This window comes from Streptomyces sp. NBC_00539, from assembly GCF_036346105.1.
In the GTDB taxonomy this organism is placed as follows: domain Bacteria; phylum Actinomycetota; class Actinomycetes; order Streptomycetales; family Streptomycetaceae; genus Streptomyces.
The window spans coordinates 3,369,884-3,396,848 of record NZ_CP107811.1 but is presented as its reverse complement, the minus strand read 5'-3'; the positions used below and the strand labels follow the sequence as shown (position 1 = coordinate 3,396,848).

At 71.7% G+C, this 26,965-nt stretch carries 23 protein-coding genes and 6 tRNA genes; 17 read left to right on the top strand and 12 right to left on the bottom strand.

Annotation, left to right across the window (positions count from 1 at the left end):
- The first annotated feature begins 82 nt into the window (after positions 1–82).
- Together OG861_RS15055 and OG861_RS15050 are read left to right on the top strand one after the other, a co-directional pair.
- Positions 83–874, top strand: coding sequence for a maleylpyruvate isomerase family mycothiol-dependent enzyme (locus OG861_RS15055; protein ID WP_329196894.1), 792 nt, complete (start codon positions 83–85; stop codon positions 872–874).
- A 38-nt stretch (positions 875–912) separates the two neighbouring features.
- Positions 913–1,425 (top strand): META domain-containing protein, encoded by a 513-nt coding sequence (locus OG861_RS15050; protein WP_329196897.1) that lies wholly within the window; start codon positions 913–915, stop codon positions 1,423–1,425.
- 4 nt (positions 1,426–1,429) lie between these two features.
- Here OG861_RS15050 and OG861_RS15045 read toward each other — a convergent pair whose 3' ends face one another.
- Positions 1,430–2,875, bottom strand: a complete 1,446-nt coding sequence (locus OG861_RS15045; RefSeq protein ID WP_329196899.1) for a sulfatase family protein — start codon at positions 2,873–2,875, stop codon at positions 1,430–1,432.
- A 163-nt stretch (positions 2,876–3,038) separates the two neighbouring features.
- A complete protein-coding gene (locus OG861_RS34270; RefSeq protein ID WP_352211348.1) occupies positions 3,039–3,134 on the bottom strand; it encodes a putative leader peptide in 96 nt (31 codons plus the stop codon).
- Positions 3,135–3,281: 147 nt separating this feature from the next.
- Between OG861_RS34270 and purF the strand changes: the two genes are divergently transcribed.
- Positions 3,282–4,799 carry an amidophosphoribosyltransferase gene (gene purF / locus OG861_RS15040; RefSeq protein ID WP_329196901.1) on the top strand — a complete coding sequence of 506 codons (1,518 nt, stop codon included), beginning with the start codon at positions 3,282–3,284 and terminating at the stop codon, positions 4,797–4,799.
- A 133-nt stretch (positions 4,800–4,932) separates the two neighbouring features.
- Positions 4,933–6,003, top strand: a complete 1,071-nt coding sequence (purM, locus tag OG861_RS15035) for a phosphoribosylformylglycinamidine cyclo-ligase (RefSeq protein WP_330261729.1) — start codon at positions 4,933–4,935, stop codon at positions 6,001–6,003.
- 93 nt (positions 6,004–6,096) lie between these two features.
- On the opposite strand, the gene OG861_RS15030 is transcribed toward purM, so the two are convergent.
- Both OG861_RS15030 and OG861_RS15025 read right to left on the bottom strand, forming a co-directional pair.
- Entirely contained in the window at positions 6,097–6,360 is a 264-nt protein-coding gene (locus OG861_RS15030; protein WP_136210589.1) for a DUF3073 domain-containing protein, read from the bottom strand.
- A 312-nt stretch (positions 6,361–6,672) separates the two neighbouring features.
- The gene (locus OG861_RS15025; RefSeq protein WP_329196906.1) at positions 6,673–7,782 is read right to left on the bottom strand and encodes a Leu/Phe/Val dehydrogenase; all 1,110 of its coding nucleotides are present in this window, start codon (positions 7,780–7,782) and stop codon (positions 6,673–6,675) included.
- Between the two features lie 195 nt (positions 7,783–7,977).
- Between OG861_RS15025 and OG861_RS15020 the strand changes: the two genes are divergently transcribed.
- Positions 7,978–8,832: a hypothetical protein gene (locus OG861_RS15020; RefSeq protein ID WP_329196908.1), complete on the top strand. Its 855-nt coding sequence runs from the start codon at positions 7,978–7,980 to the stop codon at positions 8,830–8,832.
- 674 nt (positions 8,833–9,506) lie between these two features.
- Positions 9,507–9,713 carry a developmental transcriptional regulator BldC gene (bldC, locus tag OG861_RS15015; protein WP_003949541.1) on the top strand — a complete coding sequence of 69 codons (207 nt, stop codon included), beginning with the start codon at positions 9,507–9,509 and terminating at the stop codon, positions 9,711–9,713.
- Between the two features lie 693 nt (positions 9,714–10,406).
- Here bldC and OG861_RS15010 read toward each other — a convergent pair.
- Together OG861_RS15010 and hrpA are read right to left on the bottom strand one after the other, a co-directional pair.
- A tRNA-Asp gene (locus OG861_RS15010) sits at positions 10,407–10,480 on the bottom strand.
- A gap of 71 nt (positions 10,481–10,551) precedes the next feature.
- Positions 10,552–14,484, bottom strand: coding sequence for an ATP-dependent RNA helicase HrpA (hrpA, locus tag OG861_RS15005; protein ID WP_329196909.1), 3,933 nt, complete (start codon positions 14,482–14,484; stop codon positions 10,552–10,554).
- A 118-nt stretch (positions 14,485–14,602) separates the two neighbouring features.
- Between hrpA and OG861_RS15000 the strand changes: the two genes are divergently transcribed.
- The 3 genes from OG861_RS15000 to OG861_RS14990 are packed head-to-tail and all read left to right on the top strand — an operon-like array spanning position 14,603 to position 16,634.
- Complete coding sequence (locus OG861_RS15000) at positions 14,603–15,019, top strand: hypothetical protein (RefSeq protein ID WP_329196911.1); 417 nt, start codon at positions 14,603–14,605, stop codon at positions 15,017–15,019.
- Positions 15,020–15,078: 59 nt separating this feature from the next.
- Positions 15,079–15,798 carry a DsbA family protein gene (locus OG861_RS14995; RefSeq protein WP_329196913.1) on the top strand — a complete coding sequence of 240 codons (720 nt, stop codon included), beginning with the start codon at positions 15,079–15,081 and terminating at the stop codon, positions 15,796–15,798.
- Positions 15,795–16,634, top strand: a complete 840-nt coding sequence (locus OG861_RS14990; protein WP_329196915.1) for a cytochrome c biogenesis CcdA family protein — start codon at positions 15,795–15,797, stop codon at positions 16,632–16,634. Before OG861_RS14995 ends, OG861_RS14990 begins: the two co-directional genes overlap by 4 nt.
- Before the next feature lie 38 nt (positions 16,635–16,672).
- On the opposite strand, the gene OG861_RS14985 is transcribed toward OG861_RS14990, so the two are convergent.
- The 3 genes from OG861_RS14985 to OG861_RS14975 form a co-directional block, all read right to left on the bottom strand.
- A tRNA-Phe gene (locus OG861_RS14985) sits at positions 16,673–16,749 on the bottom strand.
- 22 nt (positions 16,750–16,771) lie between these two features.
- A tRNA-Asp gene (locus tag OG861_RS14980) sits at positions 16,772–16,845 on the bottom strand.
- A gap of 38 nt (positions 16,846–16,883) precedes the next feature.
- A tRNA-Glu gene (locus OG861_RS14975) sits at positions 16,884–16,956 on the bottom strand.
- Positions 16,957–17,067: 111 nt separating this feature from the next.
- Here OG861_RS14975 and OG861_RS14970 point away from each other — a divergent pair.
- From OG861_RS14970 to OG861_RS14950, 5 genes are all read left to right on the top strand, one after another.
- The gene (locus tag OG861_RS14970) at positions 17,068–17,418 is read left to right on the top strand and encodes a metallopeptidase family protein (RefSeq protein WP_190185446.1); all 351 of its coding nucleotides are present in this window, start codon (positions 17,068–17,070) and stop codon (positions 17,416–17,418) included.
- Positions 17,415–17,888 (top strand): FluC/FEX family fluoride channel, encoded by a 474-nt coding sequence (locus OG861_RS14965; RefSeq protein ID WP_329196917.1) that lies wholly within the window; start codon positions 17,415–17,417, stop codon positions 17,886–17,888. The genes OG861_RS14970 and OG861_RS14965 overlap by 4 nt, the downstream gene beginning before the upstream one ends.
- Positions 17,885–18,259: a fluoride efflux transporter FluC gene (locus OG861_RS14960; protein ID WP_329196919.1), complete on the top strand. Its 375-nt coding sequence runs from the start codon at positions 17,885–17,887 to the stop codon at positions 18,257–18,259. Before OG861_RS14965 ends, OG861_RS14960 begins: the two co-directional genes overlap by 4 nt.
- Positions 18,260–18,347: 88 nt before the next feature.
- Positions 18,348–18,884 carry a hypothetical protein gene (locus OG861_RS14955; protein ID WP_329196921.1) on the top strand — a complete coding sequence of 179 codons (537 nt, stop codon included), beginning with the start codon at positions 18,348–18,350 and terminating at the stop codon, positions 18,882–18,884.
- A gap of 247 nt (positions 18,885–19,131) precedes the next feature.
- The gene (locus OG861_RS14950; RefSeq protein WP_330261728.1) at positions 19,132–21,438 is read left to right on the top strand and encodes a DEAD/DEAH box helicase; all 2,307 of its coding nucleotides are present in this window, start codon (positions 19,132–19,134) and stop codon (positions 21,436–21,438) included.
- Between the two features lie 144 nt (positions 21,439–21,582).
- On the opposite strand, the gene OG861_RS14945 is transcribed toward OG861_RS14950, so the two are convergent.
- Positions 21,583–21,655: transfer RNA gene (locus tag OG861_RS14945), tRNA-Lys, on the bottom strand.
- Between the two features lie 279 nt (positions 21,656–21,934).
- On the opposite strand from OG861_RS14945, the gene OG861_RS14940 reads away from it, so the two are divergent.
- The 3 genes from OG861_RS14940 to OG861_RS14930 all read left to right on the top strand — a co-directional run bounded on the left by OG861_RS14940 (position 21,935) and on the right by OG861_RS14930 (position 24,737).
- A tRNA-Met gene (locus tag OG861_RS14940) sits at positions 21,935–22,008 on the top strand.
- A 171-nt stretch (positions 22,009–22,179) separates the two neighbouring features.
- The gene (locus OG861_RS14935; protein ID WP_329196925.1) at positions 22,180–23,352 is read left to right on the top strand and encodes a PP2C family protein-serine/threonine phosphatase; all 1,173 of its coding nucleotides are present in this window, start codon (positions 22,180–22,182) and stop codon (positions 23,350–23,352) included.
- A 338-nt stretch (positions 23,353–23,690) separates the two neighbouring features.
- A complete protein-coding gene (locus OG861_RS14930) occupies positions 23,691–24,737 on the top strand; it encodes a M23 family metallopeptidase (RefSeq protein WP_443056563.1) in 1,047 nt (348 codons plus the stop codon).
- On the opposite strand, the gene OG861_RS14925 is transcribed toward OG861_RS14930, so the two are convergent.
- Complete coding sequence (locus OG861_RS14925) at positions 24,646–26,007, bottom strand: PrsW family intramembrane metalloprotease (protein WP_330261727.1); 1,362 nt, start codon at positions 26,005–26,007, stop codon at positions 24,646–24,648. The two genes, OG861_RS14930 and OG861_RS14925, sit on opposite strands and share 92 nt — an antisense overlap.
- An 87-nt stretch (positions 26,008–26,094) precedes the next feature.
- The gene (gene trmB / locus OG861_RS14920) at positions 26,095–26,907 is read right to left on the bottom strand and encodes a tRNA (guanosine(46)-N7)-methyltransferase TrmB (RefSeq protein WP_443056564.1); all 813 of its coding nucleotides are present in this window, start codon (positions 26,905–26,907) and stop codon (positions 26,095–26,097) included.
- Positions 26,908–26,965: the final 58 nt, after the last annotated feature.

Sequence of the window (26,965 nt, the reverse complement as noted above, 5' to 3'; positions counted from 1 at the left end):
TCCCGTCGTCTTCCCCACGAGCCCCCGCCCGCGCCCTGCGGGCGGGGGCTCGTGCGTCGGCCGCCCCGAGTAGGGTCGGGCCATGCCGCCCGCGAAGAGGAAAACGCGCACCTACGACCCCGCGAAGATCCGCGCCGCCGTCACGGCCCAATTCGGCCATGTCGCGGACGCCGTACGGGAGCTGACTCCCGAGCAGCTGGCCCGGCCCACCACGCTCGGCCGGTGGACGGTCGGGGACCTGGCCGCGCACATCGCGTGGATCGCGGACTCGCTGGCCGCGGGTCTGGCCCGGCCGCCCGCCGCCGTCCCGGAGCTGACGGCCGTCGAATGGCCCTCCGCCACCGCGTCGCTCGCCGGGAAGATCGCCGAGGCGGCGAAGGAGACCCTGGCCGGGGCGCCGCTGCCTGAGCTGTACGAGCGCGCCGGGGCGCGGCTGGCCGAGGCGCTCGAAGCCAACCCGGACCGCCGGGTGCTGAGCCTGTGGATCGGGGCCATGACCCTCGGGGACTTCCTGGTCACCCGGACCGTTGAACTCGTGGTGCACACCGATGACCTGAACCGGGCCGCCGGACTGGACGTCCCGATCGAGCGGCAGGCCCTCGCCGCCTGCACCCGGCTGCTCGCCGACGCCCTCGCCGTCACCGCGCCCGGCGGCTCGGTCGAGGTGCGGATCCCGCCCTTCGCGGTGGTCCAGTGCGTCGAGGGGCCCCGCCACACCCGGGGCACCCCGCCGAACGTGGTCGAGACCGACCCGCTGACCTGGCTGCGGCTGGCGACGGGCCGGACCGGCTGGGCCGAGGAGGTGCGCGAAGCCCGGGTACGGGCCAGCGGTGAGCGGGCGGACCTGTCGGCGCTGCTGCCCCTGATGAGCTGAGCGGGGAACCGGCCGGGCGTGCCGTCCGTCCCAGGGGCATGCGTACGCAACGTCCCGCGCTCCCCGCCGCCCTGGCCGCCGTCCTCGCGCTCGTCGGAGTCTGCGCCTGCGGTGCGCAGGACGCCGCGCCCCGGCCCGTCCACACCGGGACCGTCGACGGGAAATCCTCCCCGGAGCCCCCGGCCGACGCCCCGTTGACCGCCACCGGGTGGACCGTCACGGCCCTGACCCGGGGCGGAGCGGCCTCCCCCGTGTCCGCCGAAGCCGCCGGGAAGGCCCGCTTCACCCTCGCCCCCGACGGCGCGGCGAGCGGCGGTCTCGGCTGCAACCGGTTCACGGCGAAGGCCACCGTCGAGGGCGCCTCCCTCACCTTCGGGCCGATCGCCTCGACCCGCATGGCCTGCGCGGGAGGCGCCGGCGAGGTCGAACGGGCCCTGACCGCCCTGTTCGGCGGCGGCCCGCTCGGCTGGCAGGTCCACGGCCGGACCCTGACCCTCACCGGCGCCGACGGCTCCGGCCTGATCGCCGAGGCGGCCTCCGCGGCGGAGTGACGCCTCACCCCGGGTACGGCAGCAGCCCCGCGTTCGTCTTCTCCCACGCCGCCCGCAACCGGGCCAGCCGCTCCGGTTCCACGGCCGCCTTGTCGGCCTGCTCGCGCACGTCCCCGGCCAGGTTGAAGAGCTGGTCGCGCCCGCTCTTGCCCTGGTAGTACTTCCAGTCCCCGCGGCGCAGCGCCCGCTCCCCGCGCACCCGCCAGAACAGGTCCCGCTCCGCGAGCCGCTCCCCGCGCAGCAGGTACCCGGCGAGGCTCACCCCGTCCAGCGGATACGCCGGGTGCGGTCGGGCGCCCGCCAGCTCCAGCAGCGTCGCCGTCCAGTCCGGGCTGAACACCGGGACGCGGCTGACCTGACCGCCGTCCAGCCGGGCGGGCCAGCGCACGAGCGTCGGCACCCGGATGCCGCCCTCCTGCAAGGACGCCTTGTTGCCCGACAGCGGCCAGTTGTAGGAGAAGCGCTCGCCGCCGTTGTCGCTGGCGAAGACGACCAGGGTGTCCTCCTGTTGCCCCGACCGTTCGAGTGCCTTCAACACCTCGCCGACGGAGCGGTCCAGGTCCTCCACCATCTGCCGGTACTTCTCGACCGACCCGCCGTCCTGGTGCCACAGCGCCCGGGGGTCGCCCGCCTTGATCCGCCTGACGATCTCGGCGCTCTCCGCGGTGTCCCCCTCCGCGATCCACGGCCAGTGCGGGGTGGTGAAGTTGAGGTTCAGCAGCCAGGGCTTGCCGTGGTGGTCGCGGGAGACGTACTCGCTCGCCCGCTCGGTGATGATCCGCGTGAAGTAGCGCAGGTCCTTGTACTCGGCGTCGCCCTCGTACAGGTCGTACTCGCCGTTCAGGCCCAGCTTGGAGTAGTACTCCAGCGCCCCGCCGAAGTTCCCGAAGAACTCGTCCCAGCCCGAACGGGTCGGGCTGTAGTCGGGCAGGTAGCCGCAGTGCCACTTGCCGATCAGCGCCGTGGCGTACCCGCGGTCGCGCAGCAGCGAGGCCAACGTGGGGTGCGTGGGCTCCAGTCCGGCCGACTTGTCCGCGATCGGCTCCGCCAGGCCGCCCTTCGTACGGCCCGGGTAGCGGCCCGTGTACAGGCTGAACCGGGTCGGGGAGCAGGTCGCGGAGCCCGAGTAGGCGTCGGTGAAGCGGACGCCCTGGCGGCCCAGCCGGTCCAGGTTCGGGGTCTTGATGTGCGGGGAGCCGTAGGAGGACAGGTCCGCCCAGCCGAGGTCGTCACCGAGGATGAACAGGATGTTCGGGCGCCGGGAGTGACGTCCCCGCGCCGCCCGGAACTCCTGCTCGCCGCGGTCGGTCTCCGGGGTCCCGGCGGCGGTGTCCTGCCGCGCCCGGGCCGCGGCGGGCGCCGAGCCCAGGCCCACCGCGGCGGCGGCCGCGCTCACACCCACCGCGCCGCCGAAGGCACGCCGGGACAGGGGGGATTCGTACGTGGTCACAAGTACTCCAAGGCACGGCCCGCCGGCCCGGCTCCGGGCGGCGCGGGACGGCGCACGGCACGGCGGAACGGGCTCCGGCGGGGAGCGGTAAGGGGGCGCGCGGACGGGAGCGCGAAGGGAATCGGAAGGCGGCGAGGGAAGCGCGCGGGTCAGCGGCGTGTGACTACGCGGAGCAGCGACAGATGGCGCTCGCGACACGGACCAGGTCCACGTGTCGGCGCTCGACGAGGGTGACGGCGCGGTCACCGAGGGGCTGCATGGGCCGAGAGCCTGTCGAATGCCCGCGTACCTGTCAACAATGAGTTCCGGATACCGAGACGGAAGCGTCCGGTCACCCTGTGTGCTGTGAGATTTCCCGGCCGTCCCCAATTCGGACCAGTGGTCGATCTCGCCTACACTCGGAAGCGTGCCTCGTGGTGATGGACGACTCAACCACGACCTGCTCCCCGGCGAAAAGGGCCCCCAGGACGCTTGCGGCGTCTTCGGTGTCTGGGCTCCGGGTGAAGAGGTCGCCAAGCTCACCTACTTCGGACTGTATGCGCTGCAGCACCGTGGACAAGAGTCCGCGGGAATCGCTGTGAGCAACGGTTCCCAGATCCTCGTCTTCAAGGACATGGGCCTCGTTTCCCAAGTCTTCGACGAAACCTCTCTCGGATCGCTCCAAGGTCATATCGCGGTCGGTCACGCCCGCTATTCGACCACCGGGGCTTCGGTCTGGGAGAACGCGCAGCCCACTTTCCGCGCGACCGCCCACGGCTCGATCGCCCTGGGTCACAACGGCAACCTGGTGAACACCGCCGAGCTCGCGGAGATGGTCGCCGACCTTCCCCGTCAGGACGGCCGTGCCACCCAGGTCGCAGCCACCAACGACACCGACCTGGTCACCGCCCTGCTGGCCGGCCAGACCGATGACGACGGCAAGCCCCTGACCATCGAGGAGTCGGCCGCCAAGGTCCTCCCGCAGGTCAAGGGCGCGTTCTCGCTCGTCTTCATGGACGAGGGAACCCTCTACACCGCCCGTGACCCGCAGGGCATCCGCCCGCTGGTCCTCGGCCGCCTGGAGCGCGGCTGGGTGGTCGCCAGCGAGACCGCCGCCCTCGACATCTGCGGCGCCAGCTTCGTCCGCGAGGTCGAGCCGGGTGAGCTCATCGCGATCGACGAGAACGGCCTGCGGACCTCCCGATTCGCGGAAGCGAAGCCCAAGGGCTGTGTCTTCGAGTACGTCTACCTGGCGCGCCCGGACACCGACATCGCGGGCCGGAACGTCTACCTCTCGCGTGTCGAGATGGGCCGGCGCCTGGCCAAGGAAGCCCCGGTCGAAGCGGACCTGGTGATAGCGACGCCGGAGTCCGGCACGCCCGCCGCGGTCGGCTACGCGGAGGCCAGCGGGATCCCGTACGGGTCCGGCCTGGTCAAGAACGCCTACGTCGGCCGGACCTTCATCCAGCCCTCGCAGACGATCCGCCAGCTCGGCATCCGCCTCAAGCTCAACCCGCTCAAGGAAGTCATCCGCGGCAAGCGCCTCGTGGTCGTCGACGACTCGATCGTCCGCGGCAACACCCAGCGCGCCCTGGTCAAGATGCTCCGCGAGGCCGGCGCGGCCGAGGTCCACATCCGGATCTCCTCGCCGCCGGTGAAGTGGCCGTGCTTCTTCGGCATCGACTTCGCCACCCGGGCCGAGCTGATCGCCAACGGCATGACGGTCGACGAGATCGCCACGTCGCTCGGCGCCGACTCGCTCTCGTACATCTCGCTCGACGCGATGGTCGAGGCGACCACCATCCAGAAGCCCAACCTCTGCCGTGCCTGCTTCGACGGCGAGTACCCGATGGAGCTGCCCGACCCGCAGCTGCTCGGCAAGCAGCTCCTGGAGTCCGAGCTCGCGGGCGGCACCGACGCCGCCGACGCGCTCCGGCGCCCGTAGGACGCGCCGGACCCGTCCCCCCGGACGGGTCCGCCCCGCCCCATCCCGTTCAACCTGCGCCCGGCCCTGTCTTTCAGGCTTTTCCCAGGGCCGTGCACCACCCGCAGTAACGACACGAAAGCTCTCTCCTGTCATGACAGAGAAGACCACCGGTGCCAGCTACGCAGCAGCAGGTGTCGACATCGAAGCGGGAGACCGCGCCGTCGAACTCATGAAGGAGTGGGTGAAGAAGACGCAGCGCCCCGAGGTCCTCGGCGGCCTCGGCGGTTTCGCCGGCCTCTTCGACGCCTCCGCCCTCAAGCGGTACGAGCGCCCCCTGCTCGCCTCCGCCACCGACGGCGTCGGCACCAAGGTGGACATCGCCCGCCGGCTCGGCGTGTACGACACCATCGGCCACGACCTGGTCGCGATGGTCATGGACGACATCGTCGTCTGCGGCGCGGAGCCGCTCTTCATGACCGACTACATCTGCGTCGGCAAGGTGCACCCCGAGCGTGTCGCGGCCATCGTCAAGGGCATCGCCGAGGGCTGTGTCCTCGCCGGCTGCGCCCTGGTGGGCGGCGAGACCGCCGAGCACCCGGGTCTGCTGGGCCCGGACGACTTCGACGTGGCGGGCGCGGGCACGGGTGTGGTCGAGTACGACCGGCTGCTGGGCGCGGATCGCATCCGTACGGGTGACGCCGTCATCGCCATGGCATCGTCCGGCCTTCACTCGAACGGGTACTCGCTGGTCCGTCACGTCCTGCTCGACCAGGCGGGGATGGCCCTGGAGCAGCACGTCGAGGAGCTCGGCCGGACCCTCGGCGAGGAGCTGCTGGAGCCGACCAAGATCTACTCGCTGGACTGCATGGCCCTCACCCGTACGGCCGAGGTCCACGCGTACTCGCACATCACCGGCGGCGGCCTCGCGGCCAACCTCGCCCGGGTGATCCCGGACCACCTGCACGCCACGGTCGACCGCTCGACCTGGGCCCCCGGCGCCATCTTCGACCTGGTCGGCAGGACCGGCCGGGTGGAGCAGCTGGAGCTGGAGAAGACCCTGAACATGGGCGTCGGCATGATGGCCGTCGTCCCGCAGGAGTCGGTGGACGTGGCCCTGACCGCGCTGGCCGACCGGGGCGTCGACGCCTGGGTCGCCGGCGAGATCCTGGACCGCGGCGACCACTCCGAGGGCGCGACCCTCACCGGTTCCTACGCGAGCTGAGCAGCACTGAAACCCGGTCCGGGGCGATGCCCTGGACCGGGTTTCACTACTTCGAGTCGCTCAAGACTCTGAGCGTGGCAGACGCGGTGTGCGTCAAGCGCCGCGACGGTGCGCCGACGGACCGGACTCTTCGTCCTCGTCCTCGTCGTCATCGCTGTTGTACAGCTCCGCGTACTTGGCGTACGGGTCGTCGTCGTCCAGATCGTCATCGACTTCGACCGGCGCGCTGATAGGCAGCGGCTCTGTCGGCGATGCGCCCAGCTCATTGGCCAGACGCGAGAGGTCAGTCCCGCCGCTGTTGTACTTCAGCTGGCGGGCGACCTTTGTCTGCTTGGCCTTGGCCCGGCCGCGCCCCATGGCTCGACCCCCTCGGTGACGGGGCTCGACGGCCCCAGAGTCTGACACGCGTTCATGGTTCGGAGCGGGCTCTCCGCGAAGAGACCGTCCGTAGGGGTTCAACGGTACCTGCTTCCGCGGCCATACGGTACGCCGCCCGCATGACGCGCCCCGGTGCAGGACCAACGAGACACCCCGTACTCGCTGGTCAGCTGCGATTTTAGCCCTTTCCCGGCTCGCGACCCGCCGAAGCGCAGTGAGTTCCGTCTCCCCTGCGGCCCGGGGGACCCTTCCGGCGGTGGCGGAGGGTCCCCCGGGCCCGGCGGGGACGGGTCAGAGCGCGCGGGCGGCGCGGGCGTCCGACATCCGCTGCTCGGCGATCCGGTCGGCCGCGGCGGCCGGCGGGATACCGTCCGCCTTCGCACGTGCGAATATGGCGAGCGTGGTGTCGAAGATCTTCGTCGCCTTCGCCTTGCAGCGGTCGAAGTCGAAGCCGTGCAGCTCGTCCGCGACCTGGATGACACCGCCCGCGTTCACCACGTAGTCGGGGGCGTAGAGGATCCCGCGGTCCGCGAGGTCCTTCTCCACGCCCGGGTGCGCGAGCTGGTTGTTCGCGGCGCCGCACACGACCTTGGCGGTCAGGGCGGGCACCGACTCGTCGTTCAGCGCACCGCCCAGCGCGCACGGTGCGTAGATGTCCAGGCCCTCGACGCGGATCAGTGCGTCGGTGCCGGCGACGGCGGTGACCTTGCCCGCGTACTTGCCGGTGGCGTGCTTGTCGAGGATGGCCTGCACCGACTCCTGGCGGACATCGGTGATCACGACCTCGGCGCCGTCCTCCAGCAGGTGTTCGACCAGGTGCTTGCCGACCTTGCCGACCCCCGCGACGGCGACCTTGCGGCCGCGCAGCGTCGGGTCGCCCCACAGGTGCTGGGCGCTGGCGCGCATGCCCTGGAACACGCCGAAGGAGGTGAGCACCGAGGAGTCGCCGGCGCCGCCGTTCTCGGGGGAGCGGCCGGTCGCCCAGCGGGTGGTGCGGGCGACCACGTCCATGTCCGCGACGTACGTGCCGACGTCGCACGCGGTCACGTAACGGCCGCCGAGGGAGTCCACGAACCGGCCGTAGGCCAGCAGCAGTTCCTCGCTCTTGAGGGTGTCCGGGTCACCGATGATGACGGCCTTGCCGCCGCCGTGGTCGAGACCGGCGAGGGCGTTCTTGTACGACATGCCGCGCGAGAGGTTCAGCGCGTCGCGGACTGCTTCCTCGTCCGAGGCGTACGCGTGGAAGCGCGTACCGCCGAGGGCGGGGCCCAGGGCGGTGGAGTGGATGGCGATGACGGCCTTGAGGCCCGTGGCCCGGTCCTGGCACAGCACGACTTGCTCGTGGCCACCCTGTTCCGTACGGAACAGGGTGTGCAGGACGCCGTCGGTCATTTCGGTCACGGTGGTGACTCCCATGGAAGAGATGCGGCGGAAAGACGCCCGCCCTGCGGGTGGGGGAGGGCGCGCTGGGAGCAGCGTAAGACCTGGGAGGCGGATGGGAACTCCCCGTCCGTAGATCGGAACACTCCCGTGTTATGCGTGACCTGGGGACCCTCGTCCGGAGTACGGCCGGGCAGGTCGGGGGAGTACGAGAACGTGAGCGAATCCCCCGAGCGCCGACTGCCTTCCGCCCGCACCGGTCCGACCGTGCCGTACGCGTCCTACCTGCGGGTCTACGAGCCCCTGGCGGCCTTCCCCGTGGCCGAACGGGCGCACTGGTCCGGCTACGCCAAGCGCGGGGACGCCCCGACCGCCCAGGACGAACTGCGCAGGTCGCTGTCGGACCTGGTCCGGGTTCCGGTGGTCGGGGTCCCGGCGCACGAGAGCGGGGACGCGTTCACGGCGGAGCGGGACGGGGTGCTGCTGGTCTGCCCGTGGCGGACCAGGCTGCGCGGCTGGCTGGCGCTCCAGGAGCTGGAGGCGGAGTTCCCCCGTCCGGTGCTGGACGCGGCGCTGCCGCCGTCGGCCCGCCGCCGGGCGGCCGAGGAGTACGAGGCCTGGCGGGAGCGGAACCCGGACGGGCGGCCGTGGATCCGCACCGCCGTGTGGCAGGTCCCGCTGCGGTGGTTCGTGCTGGTGGCGGACGAGGAGCGGGAGTACCTGCCGGGCGAGCGGCTGCGCTACCGGACGCCGATGGTGCAGGCCAGGCGGCGGCTGGCGCGCGGGCTGCGGACGCTGCGGGCCGCCGAGGGCTACGGGATGCTCGCGGAGGGGCTGGTGGAGGTCGGGAGCTGGCTGGAGGAGTTCCACCCGCGCTCGATGGTGGAGCTGGACTACGGCGGGCTGCTGCACGCGCTGCCGGAGGCCGCCCTGGCCGGCGACCGCTCGGCCCGTGACCTGGCGATGGGCATCGCGGCGCTGCGGGCGGGGGACGCGGAGGGCGCGACCGACGCGTACACGGACCTGGCGGAGCGCTGGAAGGCGGTCCGGGAGCGACTGTTCGCGAACTAGGGCAGGTCCGGAGGTCCGCCCGGACGGGATCCGGCGGACCGGGCGGGTCGCAACCGGCCCCGGAAGCGGGTGGAGGTGTCCGTTCCGCCCGCCGGACCTGCCTCCGGGGGCGGCATCGGCCGAACCGGCCCGGAATGTCCCTAGCGGAGGCCGCCGGGTCACCCGTATCGTCCGATCGGCCATAAAACGCAGATCAGCGGCTTGATCGCGGCATTTGGGTCTTTGTTCCAGGACCTACGTCCCGATCCGGGCCATTGACTCAAGCGTGACGGACCGCACTAACCACACCCTTGCGCCCTTCCCCTACCCTCGTGCCAAAATAGGACAAGGAGTCCGGGGAGGGTTCCTTCCACCCAACTTTGGGCGGAATGCTCGGTATTGCACTCTACGGGGGGTCTGACGACTCCTGATCGCTCTGTGACTGATCGTCACAGTGGGGTGACTGTCCGTTATGGGACGGTCCATCGGCTTCCGCCGCTGATGAACACCTCGGAGGGCAATTCCATCGGTTTGGCCGTCGAGGCTGGACGGATGGTGTAGTTGTAGTGCCGAGGACAAGCCGTTCGTCCTATAACCGACTCGGCCTGCGTGTGTCCATTTCGGGCAACGTGGGCCAAGGTGCAGAATTTAGAGGAAAGAACCGAGATGGTTCGGTTCTCCCGAGGAGGCCGCTCATGACCGCTCGCACCCCTGATGCCGAGCCGCTGCTGACCCCGGCTGAGGTTGCCACGATGTTCCGCGTGGACCCGAAGACGGTCACCCGCTGGGCCAAGGCTGGCAAGCTCACGTCCATCCGCACCCTGGGTGGACACCGCCGTTACCGCGAGGCTGAGGTCCGCGCACTGCTCGCGGGAATTCCGCAGCAGCGCAGCGAGGCCTGAGGCTCGCAGCACCACCCCCATTCCCTTTGGGGGCAGCTCCCGGCTGACGGCCGGGGGAGGGCATGAAACGGATCCCCCAATCCGATGAAACCCACAAGGCTTCAAACGGTGGAACCTGCCCCAACAGGTTTCGCCGTTCGATCGCGCTGGACTCCGCCGGGTCCAGCGCGATCTTTTTTGTGCCCGGAAGGCGCGCAGCAGGGGCCCGAATCGCCGGCGTCCGAGGATCCGGCCGGGCAGGTGCCATTGCACATATTAAATTGAGTCGGCATATGAGTGTGATAAAAGTACGACTCCCGAAAACTCATGGGGTGACACCCGTCACAGTTGATGTCCCTTGTACATCCGGCAATGCACCCGCAAGGGGACGTGTCACCCTCGCCGGCCTCACACGAAGGGGCGGTCCGGGAGCGCGACGCCGCTCGTCCGCCCCCTGCGCGCGCCAGGCCCCGGGAGGGGCCCGTACGGCGCTCCGGGCGCCCGAAGATCCCCACGAGCCCTCCCGGCGGCGTTCACGGCCGTTTCGGCACTCCCAGGCGTTCAGGGCCGGCCCCCGCCGTTCCCCGCCGTTCCCCGCCGTCCTCGGGCACTGCGGGCCGCCCTCCCGCGGCAGGAGCCGCAGCGCCGTGCACCCGGACCCGACAACGCGTCAGGGCCCGCATCCCCTGGGGGATGCGGGCCCTGACGTTTCTGCGAACCTGACGGGACTTGAACCCGCGACCTCCACCTTGACAGGGTGGCGAGCTAACCAACTGCTCCACAGGTCCTCGATGCGCGCTGCCCGGTGGGCGGCTGCGAATCAGACTGTACAGCAGCTCAGGGGGTGCAGTCGAACCGATCAGGGGGCCGCGGCGTCCACCGCCTTCACGATCCGCTTGTCGGAGATCGGGTACGCCGTGCCGAGCGCGTGCGCGAAGTAACTGACCCGCAGTTCTTCGATCATCCAGCGGATCTCGGTGACCGCCTCCGGCACCGGACGGCCCTTGGGCAGCTGCTCCAGCAGCCACAGGTACTCGTCCCGCATCTCGTGGACCTTCTCCATGCGGGTGGTGTCCCGCTGGACGGCCGTGGGCATCTGCTGGAGCCGCCGGTCGATCGCCACCAGGTACCGCATCAGGTCCGGGAGGCGCCGCAGCCCCGTCAGCGTCACGAAGCCGGCCGGCATCAGCGCCGCCAACTGCGCCTTCACGTCTTGGACGTTCGCCATCAGCGCCAGGCTGTTGGTGGACTTCACGCGCCGCTCGCAGGCCTGCCAGGCCGCCAGGATCTGCTGCACCTGCCCGACGGTCCGGACGGTGGTGTCCACCAGATCGGACCGAACGGCGTCGAACAGCTTCCGGAAGCCGGCCTCGTCCCATGCCGGGCCGCCGTGGTCGGCGATCAGCTTGTCCGTCGCCGCGGTCGCGCAGTCGTCGAAGAGCGCCTGGACCGAGCCGTGCGGGTTCCGCGAGAGGGCCAGCTTCTGCTGGTTGGTCAGCTTGTCCGAGGCGAACTTGGCCGGGTTGACCGGGATGCCGAGGAGGATCAGCTTCCGGGTGCCGAGCCACATCGCCCGCTGCTGCTCGGCCTCGGTGTCGAAGAGCCGTACGGACACGCTTTCCCCCGCGTCCACCAGCGCCGGGTAGGCCTTCACCGGCTGCCCCGCGCGCCGGGTCTCGAAGACCTTGCTCAGCGTCCCGATCGTCCAGTCCGTCAGCCCGGTCCGCTCCACCGACTCCCCGCCCGCCCGCTCGGCCGTGGCCGCCGCGGCCTGGGACAGCGCCTGACGGGCCTTCGGCCGCAGCTGGAGGCGCAGCGCCTCCAGGTCCTTGGCCTCGGCCAGCTTCTTGCGCCGCTCGTCGACGATCCGGAAGGTGATCTTCAAGTGGTCCGGGATGCGGCTCAGGTCGAAGTCCTCGGCCGAGACCGGTACCCCGACCATCCGGTGCAGCTCGCGGGCCAGCGTCACGTGCAGCGGCTCCTGGAGGGGCTGAGCCGTCGCCAGGAAACGGGCCGCGAAGTTCGGCGCGGGTACGTAGTGCCGACGGATCGGCTTGGGCAGCGAGCGGATCAGCTCGGTGACGACCTCTTCCCGCAGACCCGGGATCTGCCAGTCGAAGCCCTCGTCGGTGACCTGGTTCAGCACCTGGAGCGGGATGTGCACGGTCACGCCGTCCGCGTCCGCACCCGGTTCGAACTGGTACGTCACCCGGAACTTCAGCTGCCCCTGCCGCCAGGTGTCCGGGTAGTCCGCCTTGGTGACCCCGGCGGCCTTCTCCGTCAGCAGCATCTCGCGCTCGAAGTCGAGGAGTTCGGGCTCCTCGCGCTTCTTGTGCTTCCACCAGGAGTCGAAGTGCGCCCCCGACACCACGTGCTCGGGGATGCGCTGGTCGTAGAAGTCGAACAGGGTCTCGTCGTCCACGACGATGTCCCGGCGCCGCGCCCGGTTCTCCAGCTCCTCCACCTCGGTGAGGAGCTTGCGGTTGTCGGCGTAGAACTTGTGGTGGGTGCGCCAGTCGCCCTCGACCAGCGCGTTGCGGATGAACAGCTCCCGCGAGACCTCGGGGTCGATCCGGCCGTAGTTGATCTTCCGCTGGGCGACGATCGGTACTCCGTACAGCGTGACCTTCTCGTACGCCATCACGGCGGCCTGGTCCTTCTCCCAGTGCGGCTCGCTGTACGTGCGCTTGATCAGGTGCTGCGCGAGCGGTTCCACCCACTCCGGCTCCACCTTGGCGTTCACCCGGGCCCACAGGCGGGAGGTCTCCACCAGCTCCGCGGACATCAGGAACCGGGGCTGCTTCTTGAACAGCGCCGAACCGGGGAAGACCGCGAACTTGGCGCCGCGGGCCCCGAGGTACTCGTTCTTGTCGGTGTCCTTGAGCCCGATGTGCGAGAGCAGACCGGCCAGCAGCGAGACGTGGACGCTGTGCTCGGGGGCGTCCGCTTCGTTGACGTGGATGCCCATCGTCTTGGCGACCGTGCGCAGCTGCGAGTAGATGTCCTGCCATTCGCGAATCCGCAGGAAGTTCAGGTACTCCTGCTTGCACATCCGGCGGAAGGACGAGGAGCCGCGCTCCTTCTGCTGTTCGCGGATGTAGCGCCACATGTTCAGGAACGACAGGAAGTCGCTCGTCTCGTCCTTGAAGCGGGCGTGGTTCTGGTCGGCCTGCGTCTGCTTGTCCGAGGGCCGCTCGCGGGGGTCCTGGATGGACAGGGCCGCCGCGATGACCATGACCTCGCGGACGCAGTTGTTCTTGTCCGCCTCGACGACCATGCGGGCCAGGCGCGGGTCGACCGGCAGCTGGGAGAGCTGGCGGCCCATCGGCGTGAGCCGCTTGCGCGCGTCCTTCTCGGACGGGTCGAGCGCGCCGAGCTCCTGGAGGAGCTGGACGCCGTCGCGGATGTTGCGGTGGTCCGGCGGGTCGATGAAGGGGAACTTCTCGATTTCGCCGAGGCCGGCCGCGGTCATCTGCAGGATGACGGAGGCCAGGTTGGTGCGCAGGATCTCGGCGTCGGTGAACTCCGGGCGGGCGTTGAAGTCGTCCTCGGAGTACAGCCGGATGCAGATGCCGTCGGACGTACGGCCGCAGCGGCCCTTGCGCTGGTTGGCGCTGGCCTGCGAGATCCGCTCGATGGGGAGCCGCTGCACCTTGGTGCGGTGGCTGTAGCGGGAGATCCGGGCGGTGCCCGGGTCGATCACGTACTTGATGCCGGGGACGGTGAGGGAGGTCTCGGCGACGTTGGTCGCGAGGACGATCCGCCGGCCCGTGTGCTGCTGGAACACGCGGTGCTGTTCGGCGTGCGAGAGGCGGGCGTAGAGGGGCAGGACCTCGGTGAACCTGAGGTTCCGCTTGTTCAGCGCGTCCGCCGTGTCGCGGATCTCGCGCTCGCCGGAGAGGAACACGAGGATGTCGCCCGGGCCCTCGGACTGGAGCTCGTCGACGGCTTCGCAGATCGCGGTGATCTGGTCGCGGTCGGCGTCCGCAGCGTCCTCGTCGGCTTCCTCCAGCAGCGGCCGGTAGCGCACCTCCACCGGGTACGTACGGCCGCTGACCTCCACGATCGGCGCGTCCCCGAAGTGGCGGGAGAAGCGCTGCGGGTCGATGGTCGCCGAGGTGATCACGACCTTGAGGTCGGGACGCTTCGGCAGCAGCTGGGAGAGGTAGCCCAGCAGGAAGTCGATGTTCAGGGACCGCTCGTGCGCCTCGTCGATGATGATCGTGTCGTACGCGCGCAGCTCGCGGTCCGTCTGGATCTCGGCGAGCAGGATGCCGTCCGTCATCAGCTTCACGAAAGTGGCGTCCTGGTCCACCTGGTCGGTGAAGCGGACCTTCCAGCCGACGGTCTGCCCGATCTCGGACCTCAGCTCCTCGGCGATGCGCTCCGCGACGGTGCGGGCGGCGATCCGGCGGGGCTGGGTGTGGCCGATCATGCCCCGGACACCGCGGCCGAGCTCCATGCAGATCTTGGGGATCTGGGTGGTCTTGCCGGAGCCGGTCTCGCCCGCGACGATCACGACCTGGTGGTCGCGTATCGCCTCGGCGATCTCGTCCTTCTTCTGGCTGACGGGAAGGTTCTCGGGATACGTGACCGCAGGTCTGCGCGAGGCACGGTCGGCCAGACGCGCGGCGGCCTTCTCGGCCTCCGCGGCGATCTCGTCGAGCACGGCCTGCTTGGCCTCGGGCTTGCGGATGCGGCGGGCGCCTTCGAGGCGGCGGCCGAGGCGGTGCGCGTCACGGAGGGGGATCTCACCGAGAAGCGTCTGCAGGGCGGCGAAGGAAGTAGACATACCTGATCGAGGATCTCACCCGGGAGCGTCGGGTGGCGAACGCATTTGTCGCACCTACCCGTACCATTTCGGGACGAGATCACCTTAAACCCATCGTTCCGCGAGTGAGAGGCCCGCCATGTCCCGCGCCCGTGGAGTGTGGTGGCTGCTCGGCGCCGTGCTCGCGGTGCTGCAGGCGACGACGGCGCCGGGGGCCACCGGGGCGTCCGGGGCCCCTGCGCATCCCACGGCGTCCGCGGCTCGAACCGCTTCCGTGGTCGCCACGGCTCGAACCGCTTCCGCCGCAGTGCGGGACGCGGAGGCCGCCGCCGTGGCGGACGAGGGCCGGGGCCCGGCCTGCGCGCCCGGCGCCGGGGACCACGGTCAGGCCCCCGCCGTGCCGCCGCGCGACGGGCGGGACCACGCCTGCGCCCCGGCGGTCCGGCTCCCGGCCGGGCCGGACACCGCCGGACGGACGCTGCCGGCGGGAGTGCGCGTACGCGGCCCGGACCGCCCCGCACCGGGACCGCCGGAGCTGTCCGTGATGCGGGTGTAGCGGACCGGCCCCCACGCCGGTCCCCCACACCACCCGTACCACCGCTCTGGAGCACCCGTATGCCTTCCGCACCCTCCCGCAAGCCCCTGCTGTACTCCGCCGCCACCGCCCTCGCCGCGATCACCCTCGGGATCGTGTCCTGGCAGGCCACCGCGGACCGGGACGCGCCCGCCTCCTCTCCGGCGGCCTCCGCGCCCGGACCCGCCGGGGCCCCGGACCCGCTGGCGGCGCTCGCCCGCCGGGACACCGGCGACAAGCTGGCCGCCGGGCGCGCCGACGCTCCCGTGGTGCTGATCGAGTACTCCGACTTCAAGTGCGGCTACTGCGGCAAGTTCGCCCGCGACACCGAACCCGCGCTGATGCGCAAGTACGTCGAGGACGGCACCCTGCGCATCGAGTGGCGCAACTTCCCGATCTTCGGCGCCGAGTCGGAGGCCGCCGCGAAAGCCGCCTGGGCCGCGGGCCGGCAGGACCGGTTCGCGCAGTTCCACGCGGCCGCGTACGCCGAAGGGTCCAAGGAGAAGGGCTTCGGCGAGGAACGCCTGACCGAGCTGGCCCGCGTGGCCGGCGTACCCGACCTCGACCGGTTCCGGCAGGACATGGCCGGCGCGGAGGCCTCGGCCGCCCTGCGCACGGACCAGGAGGAGGGCTACCGCATCGGGGTCGCCTCCACGCCGTCCTTCCTGGTCAACGGAGAGCCCCTGGCCGGCGCGCAGCCGCTCGACGCCTTCGAAGCGGCGATCGCCCGCGCCAAGGCCCGGGCGCAGGTCTCGAAGTGAACGGCATCGGATACCTCGCCGCCCTGCTGGGCGGCCTGCTGGCGCTGCTCAGCCCCTGCAGTGCGCTGCTGCTGCCCGCCTTCTTCGCGTACTCGATCGACTCCGCCTCCCGGCTGCTGGCCCGGACCGGGATCTTCTACGCGGGCCTCGCGAGCACCCTCGTACCGCTGGGCGCGGCCGGTTCGTACGCGGGCCGGTTCTTCCACGGCCACCGGGACGGGCTCGTCCTGGCCGGTGGCTGGCTGATCGTCGCGCTCGGTCTCGCCCAGATCCTGGGCCTCGGCTTCGCCTCCAAGCGGGCCGCGCGGCTCTCGGGGCGGATCCGGCCGACCACCGCCCTGTCGGTGTACGCGCTGGGCGCGGTCTACGGACTGGCCGGGTTCTGCGCCGGGCCGATCCTGGGCAGCGTGCTGACGGTGGCGGCGGTCAGCGGCAGCCCGGTCTACGGGGGACTGCTGCTGGCGGTGTACGCGCTGGGCATGGCGGTGCCGCTGTTCCTGCTGGCGCTGCTGTGGGAGCGCTTCGACCTGGGCGGCCGGCGCTGGCTGCGCGGGCGGACCGTCCGGTGCGGCCGGCTCCGGCTGCACACCACCTCGCTGCTGTCCGGGCTGTTCTTCATCACCCTGGGCGCGCTGTTCCTGCTGTACGACGGGGCGAGCGCCCTGCCCGGGCTGCTGGACGTGGACGACTCGTTCGCCGTCGAGCGGTGGGTGCAGTCGGTGGCGCGGGCCGTACCGGACCGGGCGGTGCTGGCGCTGGTCGCCGTAGGAGCACCGGCGGCCGCTCTGGCGCGGTGGCGCCGCAAGGCCCGGGAGGCCCGGGAGGCGGCCGGGTGACGCAGGAAGGCCCCGTCCGAGGGACGGGGCCTTCCGTGTGGTGGCTGGGGCCGGGGTCGAACCGGCGACCTATCGCTTTTCAGGCGATCGCTCGTACCAACTGAGCTACCCAGCCACGAGACTGTTTCCAGCCTCAGCGATCCTGACGGGACTTGAACCCGCGACCTCCACCTTGACAGGGTGGCGAGCTAACCAACTGCTCCACAGGACCTGGTTTGTGCAAGAACAAGTCTTGCACATGGTGTTGCGTACCCCCAACGGGATTCGAACCCGTGCTACCGCCTTGAAAGGGCGGCGTCCTGGGCCACTAGACGATGAGGGCTAAAGGCCCGCCGGGCACTTTTCAGCGCGTCGGGGACGTGAGAAGCATATGGGATGTCGGGACCTATCGCCAAAACGGTTTCCGCGAGTGTCCCCGAGGGACAATGACCGGGTGCTGGAGATGACGCGCGAGGAGTTCGAGGAACTCGTCGCAGAGGCCCTGGACCGGATCCCTCCCGAGCTCACCCGACTCATGGACAACGTGGCGGTCTTCGTCGAGGACGAGCCGCCCGCGCAGGACCCGGAGCTGCTCGGTCTCTACGAGGGCACCCCCCTCACCGACCGCGGAGAGTGGTACGCCGGGGTCCTCCCCGACCGCATCACGATCTACCGCAACCCCACCTTGCGGATGTGCGAGGACAGGGAGAGCGTGGTCGCGGAGACGGAGGTCACGGTCGTGCACGAGATCGCCCACCACTTCGGCATCGACGACGAGCGACTCCACGACCTGGGGTACGGATGACCCGGCCGGTCCGCGGCGTCGAGGCCATCGACCCGGACGTCGACCTCCATGTGCCGGGGCAGCGCACCGAGCCGCAGGGGCGGGTGCTCGCCGCCGTCGCGGCGGGCGGGGCCGTGGGCGCGTCGTCGCGGTACGGGCTCGCCCTGCTCTGGCCGGCCGGTCCCGGGGCCTTTCCGTGGGCCACCTTCTGGACCAACGTGGTGGGCTGCGCGCTGATCGGCGTGCTCATGGTGCTCATCAGCGAGGGCGGCCGGACGCCGCCGCACCCGTTGGTCCGGCCCTTCTTGGGGGTGGGGGTGCTGGGCGGCTTCACCACCTTCTCCACTTACGCGGTCGAGGTCTCGCGGCTGCTGGACGAGGGGGCGGCCGGCACCGCGCTCGGGTACGCCGCGTTGACGGTGGTGGCCGCGCTGGGGGCGGTCTGGGCGGCGGCGTCGGTGACCCGTCTCGCCGTGCGGGGGCGCGGGTGAACTGGCTGCTCGTGGTCACGGGCGCGGTGGTCGGGGCCCCGCTGCGCTACCTCACCGACCGGGCCGTGCAGGCCCGGCACGACTCGGTCTTCCCGTGGGGGACCTTCGTGGTGAACGCCGGAGCCTGCCTGGTGCTCGGCCTGTTGACGGGGGCGCTGCTGACCGGGGCGGCCTCCTCGCGGCTCGGTCTGCTGCTCGGCACGGGGCTGTGCGGGGCGCTCAGCACGTACTCGACGTTCTCGTACGAGACGCTGCGGCTGGCCGAGCGCGGCTGGAGGTTCCTGGCCGCGGCCAACGTGGCGGCCTCGGTGCTGGTGGGGCTCGGGTCCGTACACCTCGGGTCGCAGGTGGCGCGAGCGCTGTTCGCCTGAGGGCGTGTCTCTTATGGGGTAAAGGGAGTTGGGCACATTGACCCGCCCGGTGCGGGCCGTGCTCCCCGTCCCCTTCCGGAGGTGCCCCGTGCGCCAGTTGTCCGCTTCCCTCCGACTGGCCGCCGCCGTGCTCGCGGTCGCGGCGTCGGCCGGCTGCATGAGCGTCGGCGAGGACGCCGCCAAGCCCGGTCCTTCCTCCTCGGCGGGCGACAAGGGCCTCACCGCCGTCGGGGGCACCACCACCGGGCGGGGGTCCGGGGTGCACGGCGACGGCCACGGTACGAAGGACGCGGTCGGCAACGCGCCGGGCAAGCCCGGGGAGCCGGGGAAGGCCGCCGGCGGGGCCGGGGCCTCGCCGAGCCCGGGTGCGCCGGCGGGGAAGCCCGGGGTGCCCTCGCCGTCGGCCGGGCCGGGCGGCGGAGCGGGCGGGCAGGGGTCGCAGGTGCCGTCGGGGGGCGGGTCGGGAGCCGGGGGCGGTTCCGGTTCGGGCGGGTCGGGGTCGGGGTCCGGCGGGCCCGTCGTGACGCCGCCCACGCCGTCACCCAGCAGCCCGCCTGTGACGGAACCCACTCCGACGCCCACCAGTTCCCCGCAGCCCGAGCCGAGCACGTCGGCGGCGCAGTAGCCGGGTCGACCGTACTCGGCCCCGGCTCATCGTCGCAGGTCAGAACCTTTCTTCGGGGGAAACTTGCCAGACCCCGGGGAGGGTGCGTATGGTTATAGATCGTTTGATCCCATTGCCCGGCGCCGAATCCGAAGAGCGCCGTGTGGCGCGTACTCTCCCTAGCCGTGGCTGACCGCATTGAGGCGGTCGATTTGCGATTCACGGAGTTTGGGCGCGTGCCGAGACTCCGGAAGGTTTCGCATTTCGCATGTCCATTTCCAGTTCTGACCGTGCCGTCATGCCCGAGAACGACTCCAACGAGATCGTCGACGCCGTTGAGGCCCTTGTGGTCACCGAGGCCATCGAGGCCGCCGAGGCGAACGACATCATCGAGGCTCTTGAGGCTGATGTGACGACCGACCAGTCCTCCGACGCCGCCTCCGGCGACGCCGAGCCCACCATCACCTTCGGCGACCTCGGTCTGCCCGAGGGCATCGTGCGCAAGCTCGCCCAGAACGGTGTCACCGCCCCCTTCCCGATCCAGGCCGCGACGATCCCGGACGCCCTGGCCGGCAAGGACATCCTCGGCCGTGGCCGCACCGGCTCCGGCAAGACCCTCTCCTTCGGTCTGCCGACCCTGGCCTCCCTGGCCGGCGGGCACACCGAGAAGAAGAAGCCCCGCGCGATCATCCTCACGCCGACGCGTGAGCTCGCGATGCAGGTCGCGGACGCCCTCCAGCCCTACGGCGACGTCCTCGGCCTCAAGATGAAGGTCGTCTGCGGCGGTACCTCCATGGGCAACCAGATCTACGCCCTGGAGCGCGGTGTCGACGTCCTCGTCGCCACCCCCGGCCGCCTGCGCGACATCATCAACCGCGGCGCCTGCTCCCTGGAGAACGTCAAGATCGCCGTCCTCGACGAGGCCGACCAGATGGCCGACCTGGGCTTCCTGCCCGAGGTCACCGAGCTGCTCGACCAGATCCCCGGCGGCGGCCAGCGCATGCTCTTCTCCGCCACCATGGAGAACGAGATCGGCACCCTGGTCAAGCGCTACCTGTCCAACCCCGTCACGCACGAGGTCGACAGCGCCCAGGGCAACGTCACGACCATGACGCACCACGTGCTCGTCGTGAAGCCGAAGGACAAGGCGCCGGTCACGGCCGCCATCGCCGCCCGCAAGGGCCGCACCATCATCTTCGTCCGCACCCAGCTGGGCGCCGACCGCATCGCCGAGCAGCTCATCGAGGCCGGCGTGAAGGCCGACGCGCTGCACGGCGGCATGACGCAGGGCGCCCGTACCCGCGTCCTCGCCGACTTCAAGGACGGCTACGTCAACGCGCTCGTCGCCACCGACGTCGCCGCCCGCGGCATCCACGTCGACGGCATCGACCTGGTCCTGAACGTGGACCCGGCCGGTGACCACAAGGACTACCTGCACCGCTCGGGCCGTACCGCCCGCGCCGGCAAGTCCGGTGTCGTCGTGTCGCTGGCGCTCCCGCACCAGCGCCGCCAGATCTTCCGCCTGATGGAGGACGCGGGCGTCGACGCCTCGCGCCACATCGTCCAGGGCGTCGGTGCCTTCGACCCCGAGGTCGCCGAGATCACCGGTGCGCGTTCGCTGACGCAGGTCCAGGCCGACTCCGCGAACAACGCCGCCAAGCAGGCCGAGCGCGAGGTCGCCGACCTCACCAAGCAGCTGGAGCGCGCGACCCGTCGCGCCGCCGAGCTGCGCGAGGAGGCCGACCGCCTCGTCGCCCGTTCCGCCCGTGAGCGCGGCGAGGACCCGGAGGCCGCTGTCGCCGAGGTGGCCGAGGCCGCCGTCGCCGAGGTCGCGGCCGCCGTCGCGGCCGAGCCGGTCGTCGAGGAGCGTCCGGCCTTCCAGAGCCGTGACGAGCGTGGCAACTACGAGCGTCGCGACAACCGTCGTGACGACCGCGGTGGCGAGCGTGGCGGTGACCGTGGTGGCTTCCGCCGCGATGACCGTCCGTCGGGTGGGTTCCGTTCCGGTGGTGACCGTCCGTCCGGTGGTTTCCGTCGTGATGACCGTCCGTCGGGTGGTTTCAACCGTGACGACCGCGGTGGCGAGCGTGGCGGTGACCGTGGTGGCTTCCGCCGCGATGACCGTCCGTCGGGTGGGTTCCGTTCCGGTGGTGACCGTCCGTCCGGTGGTTTCCGTCGTGATGACCGTCCGTCGGGTGGTTTCAACCGTGACGACCGCGGTGGCGAGCGTGGCGGTGACCGTGGTGGCTTCCGCCGCGATGACCGTCCGTCGGGTGGGTTCCGTTCCGGTGGTGACCGTCCGTCCGGTGGTTTCCGTCGTGATGACCGTCCGTCGGGTGGTTTCAACCGTGACGACCGCGGTGGCGAGCGTGGCGGTGACCGTGGTGGCTTCCGCCGCGACGACCGTCCCTCCGGTGGCTTCCGCCGTGACGACCGCCCGTCCGGTGGCTTCCGCTCCGGCGGCGGCGACCGCCCCTACGGCCGCCGTGACGACAACCGCCCCTCCGGCTCCGGTTCCACCGGTTCCTTCGGCGGCCGTCGTGACGACAAGCCCCGCTGGAAGCGCAACGGCTAAGGCCTGACGGCCCCCTGACCCAGGCTCGGCCCCCGCAGCACCCCGGTGCTGCGGGGGCCGAGCCCGTTCCCGCGCCCCGCAGGTGCCGGGAAACGACGCAGCGCCCCGCCCGGTGTGGACCGGACGGGGCGCTGCGTCGAGCAGTAGGCCATGTCGGACTCGAACCGACAACCAACGGATTAAAAGTCCGCTGCTCTGCCAATTGAGCTAATGGCCCTCGGCGTGCTCACCCCAGAGCATAGCCGCAGAGGGGCGCGAGGCCGATCGGGTATCGACCGGAGTGGCACCCGGCGGTGTCCCGTGGGGGGTGGTGACGGGCGGCTGGGGTGGGAAGTCGTGTCCGGCCGAGCGGTGTTCGGCGTCCCGGGGAGGGGTGATCGGGGCCGCCGAAAGCTTTCTATACGGCTCTGACCTGCGGTGATAGGTGGTTGAGAGGGGTTGCGGAGGCTAATTGGCGGGAGCTGTCCCCCGAATGACGTAGAGTTGTGTTTACCGACGCGGGGTGGAGCAGCTCGGTAGCTCGCTGGGCTCATAACCCAGAGGTCGTAGGTTCAAATCCTGCCCCCGCTACTCCGTACGAAGGCCCGGTTCCCCTTGGGGAGCCGGGCCTTCGTCGTTCCCCGTCGCCGTCACCCGGACGGCCCGGCCGGGTCGCCGTACGGGGTTGCCCGGCGCGAGCCTTGGGGGGCGAGGCGGCAGTGGGCCCGCGCCCCGCGAGGGACCGGGCGGCAGGAGAGCGACGTGGCGGGGCGGAGCCGGCAGGGCAGCGAGGGGCGCGCGACGGGCTCCGGTGGCGGTACGGCCCGGCGGGTGGTCCGGACGCTGCCGTTCGTGCTGCTCGCCCTGGGGTTCGTCTTCGACCTGACCTCGCCGCCGAGCTACACGGGCTCGCCGTTCTTCTCCGCCGCCCCGCTGATCGCGGCTCCGCTCTTCTCGTTCAGGACGACCGCGCTGACGGGATGTGCCGCCTCGCTCGCCGTCGTCGTGCTGCGCGGCGGCGCCGACACCGGCTGGCGGGCAGAGGCGCTGACGGAGGTGGCGACCGTGATCACCGTGTCCGGGCTGGCGTTGCTGATCAACCGGGTCGTGCGGCGCAGCGGTGAACGGCTCGCCTCGGCGCGTGAGATCGCCGAGGCCGCCCAGCGGGCCGTGCTGCCGGTGCCGGCCGAGCGGATCGGGGGGTTGCAGGTGGCCGCCCGGTACGAGGCCGCGCAGGCCGACGCCTTCATCGGCGGGGACCTCTACGCCGTGCAGGACACCCCGTACGGGGTGCGGCTGGTGGTGGGCGACGTGCGGGGCAAGGGGCTGGAGGCGGTGGAGGCCGTGGCGGTGGTGCTCGGCGCCTTCCGGGAGGCGGCGGAGACCGAGCCGACGCTGGAGGCGCTCGCGCGGCGGCTGGAACGGGCCCTGGCCCGTGAGGGCGTGCGGCGCGAGCGCCTCGACGCGGTGGAGGGGTTCACGACGGGCGTGCTGGGGGAGGTCCCGCCGGACGCGGCGGTGCTGCGGACCGTCAACCGGGGGCACCCCGAGCCGCTGCTGCTCCATCCGGACGGCCGTCTCCTGGTGCTCGCGCCGAGCGAACCCGCGCTGCCGCTGGGGATGGGGGAGCTGGGCGGCTGGCCCGACCGGACGGACGAGTGGCCCTTCCCGGCGGGCAGCACGCTGTTGCTGTACACGGACGGGCTGACGGAGGCCCGGGACGCGGCGGGGGAGTTCTACGATCCGGCGGCCCGGCTGCGTGGCCGGGTCTTCTCGGGGCCGGACGAGCTGCTGGCCGCGCTGGCCGACGACGTACACCGGCACACGGGCGGGAGAGCCACGGACGACATGGCGCTGCTGGCCGTGGGCCGCCCGGCGCAGGGCCAGCCGGAGCGCCGCCGCACGGTGCCGGTGGTGCCGCGCACCGGTGTGTAGGCGGTGGCGCCCCGGTGTGGAGGTCCGGTTCCGAGGTGCTGTGATCGCTCTCCGTAGGGGACCGGCGTCCTTGCGTGAGGGCTCCGCGTGGGGCGCCGTTCGGCCGCTGTGGCGTGAAGTGACTGCCCCTGTCCCGAAATTTGCCCGAGATGATCATTATTGGGTTTAATGTCCAGGCCAAAGCCGTGCGGGGGGTGGCCGATTGGGATTAACGATCAATCGCTACAGCTTGGAATCACTCCCCCGAGTCTATTACCGTTCGATAACGCAGCGCGGTCGTCCCAGCCGTCGCAAGAGACGGCGCCGTGCGCGTTCCCGCTCATGAGGAGTGTGCCCCCGTGGCCTCCAACTCGCCTGCCCACGAAGGCACCGACATCCAGGAGACGCCCACCGCCGGCGCCTGGGGCGAGTGGAACCCGACCGAGGACTCGGCCCGCCCGGTCCGCGGCAAGCACCGGGTGGCCAAGCCGCGCGGCGGACTGGCCCGCAGCTCGACCGTGCTCGGCGTCGGCGTCATAGCGGCGGTCGGCGCGGGCGGCATGGCCACCGCTCAGGACCGGCCCCAAGCCGCCGTGTCCCTGCCCTCGTTGCCGGATCTGCTGGGCGGCGGCGGTAGCGGACAGGGCGGAGGCCACGCCGCCGTGGCGGACGCGCCGGCCGCGGCGCAGGGTCTCGGGCACGCCGACGCCGGCGAGGCGCTGCGCCACCGGATCCTCCAGCAGGCCGAGTCGCAGCAGGACGCCGCCGAGAACCAGGCGCGGGCGGAAGCCGAGCGGGTGGCGCGCGAGGCGGCCGCCCAGGAGGCCAAGGCGCAGCGGGAGGCGGCCCAGAAGGCGGCCGACGAGGCCCGGGCGGCGGCGGAAGCGCGGGCGGCGGCGGAGAAGGAAACGGCCCGGAAGGCGGCCGCGGAGAAGGCTGCCGCCGCGCAGGAGGCGGCCGGGGCCGAAGCCGGAGCGGCCCGCGCGGGCGGCGCGGCGGCGAAGGCCGCCGGGGTCTACGCCCTGCCGACCTCCGCCTACACCCTCACCTCCCACTACGGCGACTCCGGCTCCATGTGGTCCTCCGGCCACCACACCGGCCTCGACTTCGCCGCACCGACCGGCACCCCCGTCAAGGCCGTGGGCGGCGGGACCGTCATCTCCGCGGGCTGGTCCGGCGCGTACGGCTACCGGATCGTGCTCCGCCTCGATGACGGCACGGAGATCTGGTACTGCCACCTGTCCTCGATGTCGGTGACCTCCGGCCCGGTCGGTGCGGGTGACACCATCGGCCGGGTCGGTGCGACCGGCAACGTCACCGGCGCCCATCTCCACCTGGAAGTACGCCGGGGCGGCTCCACCATGGACCCGCTGGCGTGGCTGACCGACAAGGGCCTGAACGTCTAGACACCGTCCGGGTGTCCGGGGTGCCGGCGCCCGGGGACCTGGCCTGCGCCGGCCTGGGGCTCGGTACGACGCCCGGACGGGCCGGTACCGGGACGGGGTCGAACCACGGCGGCAGGAGTTCCTCCATCACCGCCGCCCGGGAGAGGGCGGGCCCCGCGGTCGCCCGGCGCAGCCACAGGCCGCGCAGCAACTCCCGCTCGTGCAGCACGAAGTCACGCTCCCGGACGGGGCCGCCGCGGCGGGCGAGGTGGCGCAGGAGGGCCAGGGCGGCCGCGTCCGCCTCGTACAGGGCGACGGCTCTGCCCGCGGCCCGGCCACCGGTGCGCCGGGCCAGGGAACGCGCCAGCGAGCGGGCCGGGATCGAAGCCAGGGCCGGGACCTCCGCCGGACCGAGCCAGCCCGCGGCCGCGTACACCGCCAGCTCGGCGGCGACGGCCCGCAGCCGGCGCTGCCGTATCCGCACGGCCAGCCACAGCAGCAGGCCGAACGCCGGGACCATCACGCAGCCGTAGACCACGTAGAACCCGTACTCCCCGTAGCGGGAGGAGCTGTTCCACAACGCGTGCAGGCCCATGGCGGCGGCCAGTCCGAGCAGCGGCAGGCCGATCCGGCCGCGCCTGCGGCGGCTGAGCGCGGCCAGCCCGAAACCGAGTCCGGTGAGCACCGTGAACAGCGGGTGCGCGAACGGCGAGAGCACTATCCGTACGAAGAAGGTCGCCGCCGTGACGGAGTCGAGCACGCCGGTACCGTCGGCCAGGTCCTCGTCGAAGGCGTTGCCCAAGTAGAGGATGTTCTCGGTGAAGGCGAAGCCGGTGGCGGTGAAACCGGCGATGACGAAGCCGTCGGCGGGCCCGGCCAGCCGTCGTCTCCTGAACACGAAGACCAGCAGCAGGGCCGCCGCTTTGGCGCTTTCCTCGACCACGGGGGCGATCACCACCGAGCCGAGCTGGTCGGCATCGGAGGGGTCGGCGGTGGCCGCGGCTATCCACTGGGTGGCGAAGCTGTTGGCCAGTATGGCCATCAGCGCCGCGGCGCAGGCTCCCCAGCCGCAGCAGAGCAGCAACTGCCGCCAGGGGCCCGGCGCGGCGCGGCCGAGCCACCGGAACGCCGCCATGAGCGGCGGCACCGGCAGCACGGCCAGTGCGAGCCCCACGCAGAAGCCGGCCGTGCCGGTCTGCTGCCGTACGAGTTCGAGGATCGCGACGCCGGGCGCGGCGAGCAGGACGACGAGCACGCGCGTCCGGACCGGGTCCGACGGACGTGCGAGCACACCTGAGAGCGCTCGGTACACCACGTCATCACCCTAGCGAGCCGCTCTGACACGGGGAGTGACGTTTCCCGTTCGGTCGGTTGTCGCTCAGTTCTCCGTGCGACGGAAGAGCAAGTCGTGTACGACGTGCCCCTTGTCGAGGCCCTGGCCCTCGAAGCGGGTCAGGGGGCGGAAGTCGGGGCGGGGCGCGAAACCGCCCTCGGGCTGCGTGTTTTCGAACCGCGGGTGCGCGCTGAGCACTTCGAGCATCTGCTCGGCGTACGGCTCCCAGTCGGTCGCGCAGTGCAGGATGGCGCCCGGGGCCAGGCGGGTGGCGGCCAGGTCGAGGAACTCCGGCTGGATCAGGCGCCGCTTGTGGTGGCGGGCCTTGGGCCAGGGGTCGGGGAAGTAGACGCGCAGCCCGGCGAGGGAGTCCGGCGGCAGCATCTCGCGGAGCAGGATGATGGCGTCGCCGTTGGCCACGCGGACGTTGGTCAGCCCGTTCCGCTCGGCCAGCGCGAGGAGGTTGCCCTGGCCGGGGGTGTGAACGTCGGCGGCGAGGATGCCGGTGTCCGGGTCGGCGGCGGCCATCTGGGCGGTGGCCTCGCCCATGCCGAAGCCGATCTCCAGGACGACCGGGAGGCCGTCGAACATGGCCTTGAGGTCGATGACCTCGTGGCCGTCGATGTCCAGGCCCCAAGTGCCCCAGAGCCGCTTCAAGGCCTCGCCCTGACCGGTGGTCACCCGGCTGCGCCGCGGCTGGAAGCTGCGGATGCGGCGCTCGTGGTGCGAGCCGGCCGGGTCGGGGGCGGGCCCGTCGGGGAAGCGGGGCTCGGTGCGCCACTTCGGGGGCGTGTACGAGGCGGCGCCCTCTGCGGGGGCGCTGGCGCTCGGCGGCTGGGGGTTCAGGGACTCAGACACAATGTGCCGATTCTACGACCCGGGCACGAGCCCGCTCCGCGTCGGCGGGCGACCGCTC